The organism is Flavobacterium sp. BFFFF1 (assembly GCF_002256285.1).
Taxonomy (GTDB): Bacteria; Bacteroidota; Bacteroidia; order Flavobacteriales; family Flavobacteriaceae; genus Flavobacterium.
Window position 1 is genome coordinate 20,547 of sequence record NZ_NKJE01000010.1, and the last position, 15,783, is coordinate 36,329.

A 15,783-nucleotide genomic window follows, 5' to 3' on the forward strand; every position below is an offset into this window, starting at 1 on the left:
GAATTACGAAATAAGAAAATGAATATACAGACAATTAATACATTAGGCGAACTTAAAGCCGCGGGTTACAAAAGTAAATCCATCAAAGACGAATTGCGCGACAACCTGCGGGAAAAAATAAAGTCAGGAAAGCCTGCTTTTGAAGGGGTTCACGGCTATGAAAACACCGTTATCCCCGAATTGGAAAGAGCGATACTTTCGCGCCACAACATCAACCTGCTTGGGCTTCGCGGCCAGGCAAAAACCAGGTTGGCACGGTTGATGCTCGAATTGCTGGACGAGTATATTCCGTATGTCAAAGGCTCAGAAATCAATGATGATCCGTTGCGTCCGGTGTCAAGATTTGCCAAAGAACTGATCGCCATCGAAGGCAATGCGACCCCAATCGCATGGTTGCACCGAAGCGAACGCTTTTTTGAGAAACTCGCCACGCCTGACGTTACTGTGGCGGATCTGATTGGTGACATCGACCCCATTAAGGCGGCGAATTTGAAGCTTTCCTATGCCGACGATCGTGTCATCCACTTTGGGATGATTCCAAGGGCCAACCGCTGTATTTTCGTAATTAACGAGTTGCCGGATTTACAGGCTAGAATCCAGGTGGCGCTATTCAATATCCTGCAGGAAGGAGATATCCAGATTCGGGGGTTCAAACTCCGATTGGTATTGGACATGCAGTTTATCTTTACCGCAAATCCGGAAGATTACACGAACCGCGGTAGCATTGTTACCCCGCTAAAAGACCGGATCGGCTCTCAGATCCTGACACATTACCCTGAAACGGTTGCTACCGCGCGTACCATTACAGAGCAGGAAGCCAGGCTTGACGCGCGGCAGGCGGATACGGTATTTGTCCCATCGCTTGCCAAAGATTTGCTGGAACAGATCAGTTTTGAAGCACGTGACAGCGAATTTATCGATCATAAAAGCGGTGTGAGTGCGCGAATGAGCATCACGGCTTATGAAAACCTATTAAGTACTGCTGAAAGAAGGGCTTTGCGCAATGGCGAATCCAATACTACGGTTCGGTTGTCCGATTTCATGGGAATTGTGCCTTCCATAACAGGAAAAGTAGAATTGGTTTACGAAGGGGAACAGGAAGGCGCTGCTGCGGTGGCCGAAAACCTGATCGGAAGTGCCATCAAGACCTTTTTTCCCGGCTATTTTCCTAAGATTGAAAAACTGGAAAAAAGCAATGAGAAAAACGCGTACTCCGATTTGGCGGAATGGTTTTTTACAGAATCGGGCTTTGAAATTCCCGATGAATGTTCTGACGAGGCCTACCACAAATTACTCGACGCCGTTCCTCCTTTAGAAGCGCTGTTAAAAAAATACCATGCTGACCTCCCAAAAGAAGAGCGTTATTTCATGAAGGAATTTCTGCTATGGGGATTGGCAGAATACAATAAACTAAGCAAAGACCGTGTAGTCAGCGGGCACCAGTTCAAGGATTTGTATGGAAGCTATATTGGGAAATTATAAACAGCGAATTATGAATTGCGAATTATGAATTACGCATTGATTCAGTCGTAATTCATAATTCCTAATTCAAAATTATTTACTCCTGGTTTGTCAATTTCCGGTATGGGAAAGCCTGGAAGATATGCCTTTTCGCAAAACGGTTCGGCGAATCGGCGTTTACCATCTTGATGTATGTCGCTTTAGGAACACTGAAGTACTCATAGCTGCTTCCGTTTGAAAACACCGCTTTAAGTCGGATGTTTTCATAGTTGAAATCTACCAGTGTGGCCGTAGCGATTGTATTGTTGTATTCCTCAAGTCCTTGTTTTATGGTGTCAGGGTGGATGCTGACCAAAAAGTGATATGCTTCAATAACGCCTTTGCTTTGCTCTTCAGCGGCTGCAAGTCCTGCATCATTACCCTGGAATTTATCAGGATGGCATTCTTTCATCGAGTTGCGGTAAATGGTCTTCAGCTCTTTCAACTCTACAGTTTTATCAACGTTCAACAGCTGTCTGTACTCGGCAATTTTTTTCATATCCTTCTTTTTTCAGGCACAACTGCCTTTTTTAAATTTTTTGCAAAAGTACATCTTTTAATGGATTGAATGCAACTGCCTTAAAGTTAATTTATCGGAATTTTCAGGAGTTTAATCCTGCTGTGCGTTGTATTCCCGATTAACAAAAACTACGGCTGAACGCCTTGTTTTTCTAAATCGGGAGATGCCTTCCGAAGTTTAGGGACCATCAGGGCTAGAGGCGGGCCCGCAATGTTAAATGGTGTCGCAATCGTCTGTCTGGTCCAGCTGGTTCTGGTTGCACTTTAAGCGGAAAATAGGCATATTAACTAAAATTCATGCACTTAAACCTTTTTTATCTATACATTTACAGCCGATAATTAATTTTCAGTGGCATGAAAAAAATGATACTCGCTGCAGCATTGTTGCTTTGCAGCTTTATGGGATTCTCCCAGATTGTGATCAACGAAATAGAAGCGGATACACCATCAACCGATGTTTTGGAATTTATTGAATTAAAATCTGCAACCCCGAATTTAGCACTTGACGGCTATGTATTGGTGCTTTTTAATGGTACTACAAACGGTGATGCGGCAACGGCCTATATGGCGCTTGACCTGGACGGATATACTACGGATGTTAACGGTATTTTCCTTATTGGCAATTCACAGGTATCGCCCTCACCGTCTATTACCGTAAACAACGGCGCGATACAGAATGGTCCTGATGGTGCCGGAATTTATTTGGGCAATGCCGTTGATTTTCCATTCAATACCGTGGCTACCTCCACAAACCTGATTGATGGCGTGGCATATACCAACAGCAATACCATTCTGCCAACGGCAATTATGACGGCAATGAACCTGACCGTAAGCACCAACGAAAATGCAAACAGCAACGCCTCAACCCAATCCATCCAAAGAAAAGATGACGGGACTTATGAGGTCAAGGCACCTACTCCGGGAGCGAATAACGATGGGAGCGGCGTCGGGACAAATGGCATTACCATTTCGGTGACACCGTCAAACATCATTGAAGGAAATATTTTCAATGTGGTTTTCACAACCCAAACACCGGTAACCGCCGACCTTGGATTCTCATTTTCCATTGCCAATGGCAGTTTTAACACCGCAGATTATACCGGAAATCTTACGGTCGTAATTCCAACCGGTGCTACTACGGCCAGCAAATCCTTCCAACTCACAGACGACGCGATAGACGAAGGCGATGAAATCATGAAGGTTTCCATGGGGGCTGTACCGTCGAATTATTCTAAATTGAATGACAACGTTGAGATTCGGATACACGACAACGACTATGAGGTAAAGCCATGGGGAACACCTCTAAATCCGACATTCGGCCTTGCCACGAGCACTGCCCCAACAGGCTACTACAGCACACTCGAAGGCAAATCAGGAACAGCATTGAAACAGGCTATCCAGGACATTATCGCCAACCCCGCTGTCGTTCGGAAACACAATTATGGAGACATTTTTGACATCCTCAAAGAGGCAGACCAGAATCCGCTGAATGGAAGCCAGGTTTGGCTGATGTACGTAGAACAGCCACGTTCGAAGATTGACTACCAAACCGGTACAAGCGGTGCGGCTGGTTTTTGGAACAGGGAGCACATCTATGCACAGTCGCGCGGGGGATTTACAAACGGGACTTCGAGCAATGCAGATGGATTTGATGTATGGGATTCCACAAATGCAGATGATATCCTGGCCGGGCATGCAGACGGGCACCACATCCGCGCTGAGGACAGTCCGGAGAATTCGTTGCGCAGTGAACGCAATTACGGAGTAGACTACAACGGACCTTCCGGCTCTGCTGGCAGCTGGCATGGTGATGTAGCAAGATCCATTTTTTACATGTGCGTCCGTTACAACGGATTAAATGTCGTCAATGGCAACCCGCCCAACAACCCTGACGGTTATATTGGCGACCTCGCCACGCTGCTCACATGGAATATGGCGGACGTGGCAGACGATTATGAAATGAACCGAAACAATGTAGTTTACAATTGGCAAAGGAACCGAAACCCATTTATCGACTACCCGCTTTTGGCGGAGTATATCTGGGGAAGTCATGCCGGGGAAACCTGGTTTGCTTCTTTGGCTGTTGCCGATAATCTGGATGTAAAAGTCGGGCTATATCCGAATCCGGCACACGACAGCCTCTTTATCTCCGGTGTTTCCTCAGGAAATGTGGTGGTATACAGTATGACTGGCGTCACACTTTTCAACAAGGGTTTCACAGAGAATACAGCCATTCCGCTGTCATTAAGCAGCGGCATGTACCTTGCGAAGGTGACATCGGGTGGTAAAACGACTGTAAAAAAACTTGTGGTAAAATAGGGTATTCTTTAAACCGTCAGGATACCGCGAAAAGCTCTTGAAGCATAGTAGGATTCAGCACCATTGTGATACACAAACACGTGGTTGTATCTCCTGTCACAGAACAAGGCACCACCCAGCGACCTGATTTCGTTCGGCGTTTGAATCCAACTGGATGTTTTAAGGTCGAATGCACCAATCGCCTGTAGTTCACGATACTGTTCTTCGGTGAGCATTTTGATTCCCATGGATGCGGCTACATCAACCACATTATCCTTTGGTTTATTTTCTTTTCGGGAATCCAGTGCTTTGCGGTCATAGCATAGGCTTCGTCGGCCTTTCGGACTTTCGGTGGCGCAGTCACAAAAGTGGTATGCTCCTGTGCTTTTATCAAAGGCGATGACATCGGGCTCTCCGTCGGTGCGTTCCATCTCGTTTAGCGACCAAAGTTTATCGGGTTGGGCGACAAGTCTGTCGTGCACTGCATCCCATTCAATACCGGGATGCCGCGACATATTGTTTTTGAACCGCGTTTGAAGTTTATTCAGTAAATCAGTTTGATCCCCTGGCGATAGCGTTCTGTTCATATTATTGTTTATTCCCATTGTAGTCGTCAGGCCAGTATTTTAGCATTTGTGTCACAAAGATAGTAATGCAGCAAATCATCACGGATTCAACTTGGCTTTCATTCTTGCCGCCAAATCCTTAAAACGGGCATTGGAGTCAATTTGCACGGCAGTCTCCTTGTACCACCGGTTGAAGTTTTTAACATCGTTATTGAGAAAGTAGCCTTGCAAAATATTAATGGCATTTTCAGCATTGTACGTTTTGTCCTCGACTTTTCGGAATACAAACCGGCAGGTTGACTCGGCTTTGTCCAATTGCCCATTCTTTGCCTGGGCATAAATCAGTTCTTTATTGAGGTATGCATCCTTAGGATTTGCGGCTAATGCTTTCTGTAGCACATCAATGGCTTTTTGGTATTGTTCCAGGCAGTTGAATGCAAAAGCGACTTCCACCCGAAGGCCGGGATACTCAGGATTTATTTTCATCGCCTTTTCAAGGAAATCCAGCGCTTTTTCACATTCGTTCCAGCCGTTGTACAAATAGCCTTTGTCGTACAGCGCTTTGATTGAATCTTCACCTTCCTTGTAAAAGTGAAGCCAATTCGGGGTTTTTGGCACTTCCAGGTCTGCGAGCTTTGAATCGGGGATAAATGCCACCAGATTTTCATTGGGCTCCAGCCTGACTTTCATTGAGCCGTCCAATTCCTTTTTTGTAACGGTGTATTTTCCGTTGCCATCGATCTGGAAGTGCCCGGAATAATCAAGTGTAAGCCCCGCCTGCTGATCGATGTAGATGAACCCAAAGTCGTAGTTCCCCAAACTGTCGGCCGGAAACGCCACCCAATGGTCTTCACTCTGGACATACCTCTTTTCAAATTTGAGCTTTTCCTGTGCTGACATGGTTATCGCCACAATTAATGCCCAGGCGGTAAAAAGTACTTTCATATTTATTTTTTGCGTTATTAATTCACTTTGAAATATTGGGACTAAAATTCCAGCGCCGCATCCCAGTCAATAGTGACTTGGCCGTTTGTCCTGAATTCCTTTAAACTCCCGACGACTGTCTCTGGATTTCCGGTAATCTCCACGTCTTCTTTGCCGGGCTGGTGTATGATGATTCCCACAGTGTAAGATTCTTCGGTATCCGGCTCACCCTCGGCGCCTTGTTCCCCGGCGCTATACGCCGCATAGACCACATAGGTTGTTTTTTTATTTGTAAAGCGTAGGTTGTCAACATCTAAACCCGCATTTTGTTTTCCACCCCCGCGAAGATAAAAGTTATAGCGGAACTGCTTCCAACTGTCCTTTTTTTTCAGCGGGAACTCGAGTTCAATTTTATCCGGTGTCCCAAAACGATAAATCAGGTATTTGTTTGTTTTGTCCTTCGCGAGCATCATGGTTTTACCATCCATTGTTTTGAATGAAAATACGCTGCTTTCATTGGGTAACAATAACTGTTGTGAAAAGGCACCGGTCGTTGCATAAATTACAATCCATAAGATCCATTTCATTGTAACAGTTTTTAGGTGCATTTGATTTTTACTTTTTTTAGTATTAAAATATTTTCAATTGAAAAGTGCACGCAATTTTACATTTTGGAGAGCATTTTTGTCCAATTATCCAACACCTCCGGGAAGTACGATTCCATTAATTTAAGGGCAATCATGGCAACCGCAAACCAAACCAGGCAGGCGATCACGAAATATAAAAGTCCCTTGAAATAAGTCATTGGAGCGTACACGTAATCTCTAAGCAGACGTCTGAAAATCAAAGTGGTAATCAATAGCGAGGGAATCTGCAGCGCGAAGTAGACGCCGTACATCGTTGTGGCAATTTTGTATGGATCACTGTTCCCATCGAAAAGTGTGGATTCAGAGAAAGTCTCCGGAAAAAATGCCATCAGGAACACCATCGCGTAGCCAAGTACGAAAGAAATTGGGACATAGAAAAGACAGCTGTACAGCGTAGCCCGGTAAACCCGCCAATAGCCGGGTGCATGACCTTCCGGAACGAAAAATGACCTCGCCATTAGAAAAATCCCTGCTGAAATTAGTGCGCTGATTGCCGCTGGCACGGTAATGGGAAGCGTCACGACAAACACAAAAATTGCAGCGATTGCGATGAGTATCATGCCCGAGCATCCGTCACCACCGGCGTTACCAGTATTGTTAGGAATGTGGTGCCCTCCCTGTTGCAGGCCCTTGTTGTATTCATACAGGCTGCCACCGCCCATGTAAGGAATATTATTGACTCCGTCGCGGTACGCCTTGCTCATAATAAAAATGTTTGTAGTTTGATGGTGAGGCTAATATAACAAAATTATATCAGATGAGTGATGCTGTTTACATTGTCTGTTCAGGGTGTTGCATCGCGTCCTCCTTACGGTGTTGAACGGTATTATTAAGCTTAAGGGATAGGAGGTTTTATTCGAAAACCATTGACTTCAGTTTGCTCCGGTATGCTTCCAAAGCCTGCGCTTTCGAAATGAATCCGAAATATTTTCCGTCTTTGATTACAGGCAGGAATGCCATTTTGCTGACCTCAAATTTATTCATGACGGTTTCCATGCTGTCCGTAGGCGCAATCAGTTCTTTCGGCTGTGTCATTACTTCGCTCACTTTGGTATATTTCACCTTAAAATTACTGAAGATGATTTCCCGGATGTCATTGAAGTGCACAATGCCCCGCAATTCATTTTCTTTGTTCACCACGGCAAAGATGACCTGGTTGGAATGGGAGATCAGGTCGACCAGTTTTTCCAGATTCTCTCCTTCTGTGACCGTCAGGTAGTCGGTTTGGATGATTTGCGTGGTCTCCAACGTGTTCAGGATGTTGGTGTCTTTATTGCTGGTAAAAACGTGCCCTTTTTTAGCGAGGTGCTTCACGTCCATGGAGTGTTTCTCGAACCGTTTGGATACGGCATAACTGATGGAAGAAACGATCATTAGCGGGATCATGAGGTTGTAGCCGCCGGTAATTTCCGCGATCAGGAATATCGCAGTCAGCGGCGCATGAAACAATCCGCTAAGGATTCCGGCCATGCCCACCATCGTAAAGTTGCTGACAGGTAATTTTGTCAATCCTGTGATGTTCAGCAATGAGGAAAAGAAAAACCCGCAATAGGAACCGAGGAATAGGGAAGGGGCAAAGTTACCGCCGTTACCACCACTGCCCAGCGTGATTCCCGTTGCAAATACCTTCATCATCATTGTTAAGCCAACGAAACCAATCAACGCAAACTTATTGTCGCGCAAGCTACCAAACAACGTATTCTCCAGCAATTGTCCCGGGTCACTCTCAGACAGGGTCTTGATGCTTTCATACCCTTCACCAAAAAGCGTCGGGAAGATAAAGATGATCACCGCTAAAATCGATGCGCCAAACAACGCTTTTCTGTAGGGAGATAATTTTAACCGTCCAAAGAAATGCTCTACGCGCTGGAAATTGCGTGAATAATACACCGCAATGAAACCTGTAAACAGCCCTAGTACAATGTAAAACGGAATGTTGTGGTAGTTAAACGTTTGCTGTTGTTTAAACGTGAGTAAAATGTCCTCATTCAGCGCAATCTCGGCCACCAGGGCACCAGTTGCTGCGGCAATCATGATTGGGGTAAATGCCGAGATACTCACATCGACCAATAAGACTTCAATAGCGAAAAGCACACCGGCAATCGGGGCATTAAATGCCGCACCAATTCCGGCTGCAACCCCACATCCAATCAAAAGGGTGCGGTCTTTGTAACTTAACCGGTAGCGCTGTGCGTAATTGGAACCAAAAGCGGCTCCAGTGATGACGATTGGGCTTTCCAGTCCTGCCGATCCACCAAGCCCTACTGTCAGCGAGCTGGTGACAATCTGTGCATACATCTGTTTTTTATCAATAATACCGGCCTTCTTGGCCACGGCATAAAGGATTTGTGAGGTTCCCTTTTCAATTGTTCCGCCGAGGATTTTCTTGACGACCACAACGGTTAATAAAATCCCGACAATGGGCAGTATACTGTTAATGAAACTGAGCTTCAATATCCCATTGATATACGTCGCAAAATAGAACACATAGTGCGCAAACGTCTTCAGCAGGATCACAGCAAGCGCCGCCGAGATCCCGACGAGTACGCTCGAGAGGAAAATAAACTGCTTTTCCGTCAGTTGGTTGCGCGCCCAGACCAACAGGTTTTCCAGCCGATAAAAGTACTTTCTGAGCATTTGTTTTTTCTGTGTGCGCAAATTTAAGATTATTTGGTGTTAAGACTTTATAGTTTAACGCTTCTTTGTTTAAAATCCGACCGCTTTGTCGTCACCCCGACGGTCTGCACCGCCTTCGCACTGGCCCGCAGCATTGATTAATATCGCATCCACTTTACCAATCACCGGCGCGCTTTTTTCGTTCACATGATAACCTTTGGCCGTCAGTGCATTCAGTATTTCCGTTGGAAATTGACCGGGTTCAAACCATATTTCATCCGGGAGCCATTGGTGGTGGAAGCGCGGCGCATTGACGGCCTGCTGTATGTCCATCTTGTATTCGCAGACATTCAAAATGGTTTGCAGTACCGAGGTAATGATGGTGGAACCGCCCGGTGTACCCAGTACCATGAATAATTTATCTTCCTTTTCGACTATGGTCGGCGTCATCGAACTCAACATCCTTTTCTTCGGCGCGATGCTGTTCGCTTCTGCCCCGATGAGGCCGTAGGAGTTAGGGACGCCCGGCTTCACGCTGAAATCGTCCATCTCGTTGTTGAAAAAGAACCCCAGTTCATCGGAGTACAATTTAGCGCCAAACGCGCCATTGAGTGTTGTCGTTACTGCAACGGCATTCCCGTCAGGATCGACGATGGAATAATGGGTGGTCTCATTGCTTTCGGAAATCGTGATGCTGCCGTGGGACACTTCAGACGAAGGGGTTGCCTTGTTCACATCGAATGTACCCATGCGTTCCTTCAGGTATTTTTTATCCAAAAGCCGCTTCGTAGGAATTTTGACAAAATCCGGATCGCCAAGGAAGTAATTCCGGTCTGCATAAGCCCGGCGTTCCGCTTCCGTGATGACCTGTATTGCTTCGGCACTGTTGTGCCCATATTTTGCTAAAGGGTAGGGCGCTACCATTTTCATGATCTGGGCCAGGGTAATGCCACCGCTCGAAGGTGGGGACATGGAAATGATCTTCAATCCCTTGTATCGGAAATCGATTGGTTTGCGCCATTTCACCTGGTATCCCTTAAGGTCTTCCATGGAAAGGATACCGCCTTTATCACGAAGGAAAGCGACCATTTTCTTTGCTGTTTCGCCTTCATAAAATTCGGATGGGCCCTTGGCGAGTATCCTTTCCAATGTGGCTGCCAGTGCCGGATATTTGATGGTATCGCCTGTTTTGTAAGCGTTTGCAAACAGCGCCTCCCTGCCACTGGCTCGGACGATTGCTGCTGCGTTATTGCGTATTTGTTTTTCCTGCCCGCTGGTCACCACGACACCCCGTTTTGCCAGTGCAATGACGGGTTTCATAATTTCGGACATCGGGAGTTTTCCAAATCTTTCGTGTACGGCAAACACACCCGCAATGGTTCCCGGAACACCCACCGCCAGCGCGCCTTCGGTACTTAAATTGGGAATGACATTTCCGTCTTTACCCAGGTACATGTCTTTTGTGGCAGCGAGGGGCGCCCGTTCCCTGTAATCCAATGCGCCGTTGTCGCCATTGGCTTTTCGGTAGACCATGAATCCGCCGCCGCCAATGTTCCCGGCATAGGGATACGCCACCGCTAAAGCCAGTTCTGTTGCGACCATGGCATCAAAGGCGTTGCCGCCCTGCTTCATGATGTCGCTGCCAATCTGCGACGCTTCTTCGCGTGCCGAAACAACCATGGCTTTCGCCGTGACGACAGGCGTCTGGGCAAAGGCGCTGCATCGGAATAAAAGCAACAGGCAAACAAAAAGCTTTGGTCTCATAGTGCATCCCGTTTTTGCAGACAGAAATTCTGTAAATCCGTAAAGAAGGCGGTGAATTCCTGCTCAAAATCCTCATAGTACTGCCGCAGTTCTTCCGTGGCAAAGCGCATGTTCGACTGGTTGCCCGTCCTGCTGTCCATCTGTGAAAAAATCCGTTCCATGCCTTCAATCGTGCGGTAGCTTAACAGCCAATTGCGTTGGATCATGTGTGGCATCATGCCCTTGGTCTTCTCCGTCAGGATGTCGTAATGTTGGTGCAGGGAACGGTAGAACCGTTCTGTAAAATCTTCTAGCTTGTCTTCTGAATATTGGCTCCAGTTTTTAGCAAGAAAATGATCGTAATACACATCGACAATGACGCCGGCATAATGGTGGTAGCGCTCATGTAGTTTTCTGGTACTGGCACGCCAGACAGGATGGGCGTCGGTGTAAGTGTCTATTTCCCGATGCAACAGGATTCCTTTGCGCACCGCTTCCGGAAAACCGTCAAAATGTTTTCCGCGGATGCCATCCGCCATAAAATTCCCGATCTTGATCAGGTCGTTGTCGCCGGAAAGGAAGATGTGGGCAAGGAAGTTCATTTTTTTAATGCCTGAGTAGCTGAGTGCCTGAGTAGCTAAGTTAGTTTTGTAAATATAGTAAAACCGATTGGAAACAGGATGCCCAAGGAATATTGTTGAGTGGATTATCAGTTACCACGTGTCAGGAACAGCGGCAGTATCGGACAGCAATTAAACTACCTTGAAGCAGATTTCAAAAAAATAATTTTTGTAGGAATTTCGATTGCCAAAAAGATATTCTTCAACAGCTTAAATGTGGCAAAAAAGCATATAATTGTAAGAATTATATGTAATTTTAGGCTGATATTTGCGTATAGTCTTGTTCTAGTTTCGTTCGAGTTTCGTTCTACTCACCTTCGAGAACTTCAAAAAGCCATTTTTAGCTGGTTGCGAAAAGGACTCATTTGAAGCAGATCATTGTGTTTCGCTTTCAATAATTTTTGTAGGAATCCTGTAAATGTTATATTTCCTCAGCCCCGAGCAGTTTCGAACGAAACCCGAATGAGACTCGGACAAGATGCGATCATGATGCTGACTACAAAAAACTCATGCACTCCCGCACGCAGTTACCCAGCAACTATTATATTTGCATGAAACAAACTACTATGACACTTATTAAATCCATTTCCGGAATCCGTGGAACCATTGGCGGGAAAACCGGCGACAACCTGACACCAGTTGATGCGGTAAAATTCGCATCGGCCTATGGTACTTTCTTAAAAAACAACATTGCCAAAGAAAAACTGACCGTCGTTATCGGTCGCGATGCCCGTATTTCAGGCCCCATGATTCATAACCTCGTGATGAATACGTTAATCGGACTCGGAATCGACGTCATCGACTTGGGGCTGTCCACCACACCTACAGTAGAAGTAGCCGTGCCATTGGAACAGGCTGATGGCGGCATCATCCTTACCGCCTCACACAATCCGAAACAATGGAATGCATTGAAGCTCTTAAATGCCAAAGGCGAATTCCTAAGCGGTGCCGATGGGGCCAAAATCCTTGAAATTGCGGAAGCGGAAGCCTTTGATTTTGCTGATGTGGATCACCTTGGCGAAATTACTTCCAATGATTCCTACATGGACATCCATATTGATGAAGTGCTCGATTTGCCTTTGGTTGATGTTGAAGCCGTTAAAGCCGCGAAATTTAAAGTGGTGGTTGATGGCGTAAACTCGTCAGGAGGGGTCATCATCCCGATGATCCTGGAGCAAATGGGGGTCGAAGTGGTAAAATTGTACTGCGAGCCCAATGGCCATTTTCCGCACAATCCTGAACCGCTGAAAGAACACCTAACGGATATTTGCGAGCTTGTAGTAAAAGAGAAAGCGGATTTGGGGATTGTGGTCGATCCAGACGTAGACCGCCTCGCGTTTATTAGTGAGGATGGCGAGATGTTTGGGGAAGAATATACGCTGGTTGCCGTTGCGGATTATGTGTTGAGCAGAACGCCCGGAAATACGGTTTCGAATATGTCTTCGTCGCGTGCTTTGCGTGATGTGACCAATAAACACAATGGCTCGTATGAAGCCAGTGCCGTAGGCGAGGTAAACGTAGTCGAACTGATGAAAAAGAACAACGCCGTAATCGGCGGAGAAGGAAATGGCGGCATCATATACCCTGAACTGCACTATGGCCGCGACAGCCTGGTAGGGGTCGCACTGTTCCTGACACACCTGGCCAATAAGAAAATGAAGGTTTCCGAACTGCGTGCGTCGTATCCGGAATATTATATGAGCAAAAATAAGATTGAGCTTACCCCACAGATTGACGTAGATGCGATTCTGGAAGCCATGACGACGAAGTACGCAAACGAGAAGATTTCCACGATTGACGGGGTGAAGATTGATTTTGCGGAAGAGTGGGTACACCTGCGCAAATCAAACACGGAGCCGATTATCCGGATTTATACGGAAGCGCCCTCGCAGCAACGGGCTGATGCGCTGGCACTGCGTATTATTGATGAAATCAAAGCGATTGCAGGGATATGACAAAAAAACCGGTTTAGGCCGGTTTTTTTTATTTTACGGCGAAAATAGATTTTCCGTACGGAGTAAGATAGGATGTCCAATACTTAATTTCAAGTTCATAGACGAATTCGTCCAATTCGTCGATGGCCCTGTTCACATGGGCGGAACAGCGTTCGGTATAGAAATATAGTTTTCCTGGATTGACGGCAAATTTGTAATCTGACAATTCCCCATCTTCGGCTTGATATTGAAGGCAATTCTTATACATAACAAGCATCTCGTTTAAAGTATTGCGGTTTTCACCGTTTGGTCCTTTGCTGTTTGTATTCAGGCTTTTATTGATTTCCAAAAGTTGCCTTTTTATTTTATTCACCTTATCAGTGTTGATCTTTGCTGTAAGTTTTTTGAGTCCTGATTCGGTAAATAAGTCATTCGGCATTATTTTCTGCCCATTATTCAGGTCGAACGTATAATAGCGGGTAAAAGATTCACAATAGGCACCACAGCCTTCCATATTGAATTCCAGACATAGAATGCGATCGTCATTCAATATTATTTTATAACTGACATCCCTCAGCATTGGCATGGCATCTGTTCGGATTTCGTCAAGCAAGTGTTCTTCAGCAGTTCCAGGCTTCGCCTTAAATAGCTCAGACTGCAGGGTGTCATTAATCTTCTGTGCAATCACAGATGACTTTTCCATAATGATTTTAGGAAAGCTTTCCACCAGTTGTGTATATGGGCCTGGATGAATATCCTGAATTTCAGCTTTCTGCCCCAGGGCCGCTGCGCAGTAAAGTAAGAATAATAATATTTGTTTCATGGCTTAATTTCAATAGGTGTACCCATGGCGACAGCGTCAAACAATTCGTCCATCTCGCGATCCGTCACCGCCATACAGCCATGGGTCCAATCGGTCCAACGATGCAATTTCCCTATCCAGTCGCGGCCGTTGCGCAGTCCGTGGATCTTAATGTCGCCACCGGGTTTTTTTCCGATTGCTGCTGCAGCCTCACGGTCTGCATCATTGGGATAGGATACGCCTAGGTTCTTGTGGTAGCCGCTGTTCGCATTTTTGGCATTGATGGTATAGATCCCTTCCGGTGTTTTCATGTCACCCTCATAAGCCTTGTGGCCAATGGGATCGGAGCCAAGTGAGATCGTATAGGTTTTGATTAGTTTTCCATCGGCGTAGGCGAGGAGTTTCCTTTTTGATTTATACACCACAAGCAAATCAACTTTGGTGTCTTCCGGCAAAGCCGTTTCGGGCCAGCAGTAATAGCCGGCGATGACGAAAAGAATTATAGCGATTACGATGAACATGTTTTTGATGGGTTTCATTGCGGTTAAGCCATTAAATTTTCTGCTTTAGGTAACATCTAGTTATAGGCTGTGCCCAGTATTTCTGTACGTCATATTCCTGTTGCAGGTGTGCTGCGACTTCGTTTGATTTTTTATCCGATACATTAAAATCGTCGGGTATGCTAACCCGTTCGGATTTTACTTTCCCCATTTTTCCCACCACCTGTTCATCGGTGACCTCCCAATATACAGCTTTCATTCCTTTTTTAAGCGAATATAATCATAAACGTTTTGCGATAAAATTTCATAATGTTTTTTTAAATTTTCAGGTTAAATGGTTCAGTTGCTGCAAACGGCTTTATATTTGTTTTGCAAAAAATAAAGTATGAAAAAATTATTCCTGTTGCTTCTGGTGTTACCCATTGCAGGCAACGCCCAGTTGAAAGGGCTGGTGAAGAAGGCCTCTGAAAAAGTGAATGCGGTAACCAAAAACAATGGTACGGTAGATATTGCTGCCGGGTTGAAGGAAGCGCTCAACAAGGGTGTCTCCGAACAGGTCTCGAAATTGACCGCCGTTGACGGATTCTATAAAAATGAAGCCGTAAAGATATTAATGCCCGAAGAACTCCAGAAAGTGGATAAGGCATTGCGGAAAATGGGTATGGGCAAACTGGCCGATGATGGAATCAAAGCCCTGAACCGCGCAGCTGAAGACGCCGTAAAAGAAGCCACTCCGATATTTGTCGACGCGATTAAAAATATGACTGTCAAAGATGCCAAAAACATCCTGATGGGCAGCGACAATGCGGCAACCACATACCTCCAGGGGCAGACCACCACACCCTTGTACGCGAAATTCAATCCCATCGTGAAGCAATCGATTGGGAAGGTGGGCGCCGATGTCATTTGGGAATCCATCATCAAGAAATACAACGCGATTCCATTGGTGACAAAAGTAAATCCCGACATCAACGATTATGTCACCAACAAAGCGCTTGATGGTGTTTTTACAATGATTACCGTGGAAGAAAAAAACATCAGGAACAATCTCGAATCAAGGACGTCCGACCTGCTCAGGAAAGTATTCGCCATGCAGGACCAAAACTAAATAAAT

General features: G+C 45.8%; 15 protein-coding genes. 4 read left to right on the top strand and 11 right to left on the bottom strand.

Features of this window, described 5'->3' with window-relative positions; translation table 11 throughout:
* Positions 1-18 precede the first annotated feature (18 nt).
* Positions 19-1,482 carry an AAA family ATPase gene (locus CFE23_RS07950; protein WP_291086524.1) on the top strand — a complete coding sequence of 488 codons (1,464 nt, stop codon included), beginning with the start codon at positions 19-21 and terminating at the stop codon, positions 1,480-1,482.
* A gap of 76 nt (positions 1,483-1,558) precedes the next feature.
* Here CFE23_RS07950 and CFE23_RS07955 read toward each other — a convergent pair whose 3' ends face one another.
* Positions 1,559-1,999 carry a KTSC domain-containing protein gene (locus tag CFE23_RS07955; protein ID WP_291086526.1) on the bottom strand — a complete coding sequence of 147 codons (441 nt, stop codon included), beginning with the start codon at positions 1,997-1,999 and terminating at the stop codon, positions 1,559-1,561.
* A gap of 374 nt (positions 2,000-2,373) precedes the next feature.
* On the opposite strand from CFE23_RS07955, the gene CFE23_RS07960 reads away from it, so the two are divergent.
* Positions 2,374-4,338: an endonuclease gene (locus CFE23_RS07960; protein WP_291086528.1), complete on the top strand. Its 1,965-nt coding sequence runs from the start codon at positions 2,374-2,376 to the stop codon at positions 4,336-4,338.
* An 8-nt stretch (positions 4,339-4,346) separates the two neighbouring features.
* Here CFE23_RS07960 and CFE23_RS07965 read toward each other — a convergent pair whose 3' ends face one another.
* The 7 genes from CFE23_RS07965 to CFE23_RS07995 all read right to left on the bottom strand — a co-directional run bounded on the left by CFE23_RS07965 (position 4,347) and on the right by CFE23_RS07995 (position 11,415).
* Positions 4,347-4,904 (bottom strand): DUF4256 domain-containing protein, encoded by a 558-nt coding sequence (locus CFE23_RS07965; RefSeq protein ID WP_291086530.1) that lies wholly within the window; start codon positions 4,902-4,904, stop codon positions 4,347-4,349.
* A gap of 78 nt (positions 4,905-4,982) precedes the next feature.
* Positions 4,983-5,828, bottom strand: a complete 846-nt coding sequence (locus CFE23_RS07970; RefSeq protein WP_291086532.1) for a tetratricopeptide repeat protein — start codon at positions 5,826-5,828, stop codon at positions 4,983-4,985.
* Between the two features lie 41 nt (positions 5,829-5,869).
* Positions 5,870-6,394, bottom strand: a complete 525-nt coding sequence (locus CFE23_RS07975) for a hypothetical protein (RefSeq protein ID WP_291086534.1) — start codon at positions 6,392-6,394, stop codon at positions 5,870-5,872.
* Positions 6,395-6,471: 77 nt separating this feature from the next.
* Positions 6,472-7,158 (bottom strand): hypothetical protein, encoded by a 687-nt coding sequence (locus CFE23_RS07980; protein ID WP_291086536.1) that lies wholly within the window; start codon positions 7,156-7,158, stop codon positions 6,472-6,474.
* A 148-nt stretch (positions 7,159-7,306) separates the two neighbouring features.
* On the bottom strand, positions 7,307-9,091 hold the full coding sequence (locus tag CFE23_RS07985) for a chloride channel protein (RefSeq protein WP_291086538.1): 1,785 nt from the start codon (positions 9,089-9,091) through the stop codon (positions 7,307-7,309).
* 69 nt (positions 9,092-9,160) lie between these two features.
* The gene (gene ggt, locus CFE23_RS07990; RefSeq protein ID WP_291086539.1) at positions 9,161-10,834 is read right to left on the bottom strand and encodes a gamma-glutamyltransferase; all 1,674 of its coding nucleotides are present in this window, start codon (positions 10,832-10,834) and stop codon (positions 9,161-9,163) included.
* Positions 10,831-11,415: an acyl carrier protein phosphodiesterase gene (locus tag CFE23_RS07995; protein ID WP_291086541.1), complete on the bottom strand. Its 585-nt coding sequence runs from the start codon at positions 11,413-11,415 to the stop codon at positions 10,831-10,833. Before CFE23_RS07995 ends, ggt begins: the two co-directional genes overlap by 4 nt.
* 584 nt (positions 11,416-11,999) lie before the next feature.
* Here CFE23_RS07995 and glmM point away from each other — a divergent pair.
* Positions 12,000-13,388, top strand: coding sequence for a phosphoglucosamine mutase (gene glmM / locus CFE23_RS08000; protein WP_291086543.1), 1,389 nt, complete (start codon positions 12,000-12,002; stop codon positions 13,386-13,388).
* 28 nt (positions 13,389-13,416) lie between these two features.
* Here the strand turns inward: glmM and CFE23_RS08005 are convergent, their stop codons facing one another.
* From CFE23_RS08005 to CFE23_RS08015, 3 genes are read right to left on the bottom strand one after another with little or no spacing between them, the layout of a single operon-like run.
* Positions 13,417-14,190 (bottom strand): hypothetical protein, encoded by a 774-nt coding sequence (locus CFE23_RS08005; RefSeq protein ID WP_291086545.1) that lies wholly within the window; start codon positions 14,188-14,190, stop codon positions 13,417-13,419.
* Positions 14,187-14,708, bottom strand: a complete 522-nt coding sequence (locus CFE23_RS08010) for a L,D-transpeptidase family protein (protein ID WP_291086547.1) — start codon at positions 14,706-14,708, stop codon at positions 14,187-14,189. Before CFE23_RS08010 ends, CFE23_RS08005 begins: the two co-directional genes overlap by 4 nt.
* A gap of 13 nt (positions 14,709-14,721) precedes the next feature.
* On the bottom strand, positions 14,722-14,928 hold the full coding sequence (locus tag CFE23_RS08015) for a hypothetical protein (RefSeq protein ID WP_291086549.1): 207 nt from the start codon (positions 14,926-14,928) through the stop codon (positions 14,722-14,724).
* 126 nt (positions 14,929-15,054) lie between these two features.
* Between CFE23_RS08015 and CFE23_RS08020 the strand changes: the two genes are divergently transcribed.
* Positions 15,055-15,777, top strand: coding sequence for a DUF4197 domain-containing protein (locus CFE23_RS08020; protein WP_291086551.1), 723 nt, complete (start codon positions 15,055-15,057; stop codon positions 15,775-15,777).
* Positions 15,778-15,783 lie beyond the last annotated feature (6 nt).

Coding starts and splice junctions, on each gene's coding strand:
- CFE23_RS07985 (WP_291086538.1), bottom strand. CDS start 9,091: ATGCTCAGAAAGTACTTTTATCGGCTGGAAAACCTGTTGGTCTGGGCG.
- ggt (WP_291086539.1), bottom strand. CDS start 10,834: ATGAGACCAAAGCTTTTTGTTTGCCTGTTGCTTTTATTCCGATGCAGC.
- CFE23_RS07955 (WP_291086526.1), bottom strand. CDS start 1,999: ATGAAAAAAATTGCCGAGTACAGACAGCTGTTGAACGTTGATAAAACT.
- CFE23_RS07950 (WP_291086524.1), top strand. CDS start 19: ATGAATATACAGACAATTAATACATTAGGCGAACTTAAAGCCGCGGGT.
- CFE23_RS08015 (WP_291086549.1), bottom strand. CDS start 14,928: ATGAAAGCTGTATATTGGGAGGTCACCGATGAACAGGTGGTGGGAAAA.
- CFE23_RS07980 (WP_291086536.1), bottom strand. CDS start 7,158: ATGAGCAAGGCGTACCGCGACGGAGTCAATAATATTCCTTACATGGGC.
- CFE23_RS07965 (WP_291086530.1), bottom strand. CDS start 4,904: ATGAACAGAACGCTATCGCCAGGGGATCAAACTGATTTACTGAATAAA.
- CFE23_RS07975 (WP_291086534.1), bottom strand. CDS start 6,394: ATGAAATGGATCTTATGGATTGTAATTTATGCAACGACCGGTGCCTTT.
- CFE23_RS08005 (WP_291086545.1), bottom strand. CDS start 14,190: ATGAAACAAATATTATTATTCTTACTTTACTGCGCAGCGGCCCTGGGG.
- CFE23_RS08020 (WP_291086551.1), top strand. CDS start 15,055: ATGAAAAAATTATTCCTGTTGCTTCTGGTGTTACCCATTGCAGGCAAC.
- CFE23_RS07970 (WP_291086532.1), bottom strand. CDS start 5,828: ATGAAAGTACTTTTTACCGCCTGGGCATTAATTGTGGCGATAACCATG.
- CFE23_RS07995 (WP_291086541.1), bottom strand. CDS start 11,415: ATGAACTTCCTTGCCCACATCTTCCTTTCCGGCGACAACGACCTGATC.
- CFE23_RS07960 (WP_291086528.1), top strand. CDS start 2,374: ATGAAAAAAATGATACTCGCTGCAGCATTGTTGCTTTGCAGCTTTATG.
- CFE23_RS08010 (WP_291086547.1), bottom strand. CDS start 14,708: ATGAAACCCATCAAAAACATGTTCATCGTAATCGCTATAATTCTTTTC.
- glmM (WP_291086543.1), top strand. CDS start 12,000: ATGACACTTATTAAATCCATTTCCGGAATCCGTGGAACCATTGGCGGG.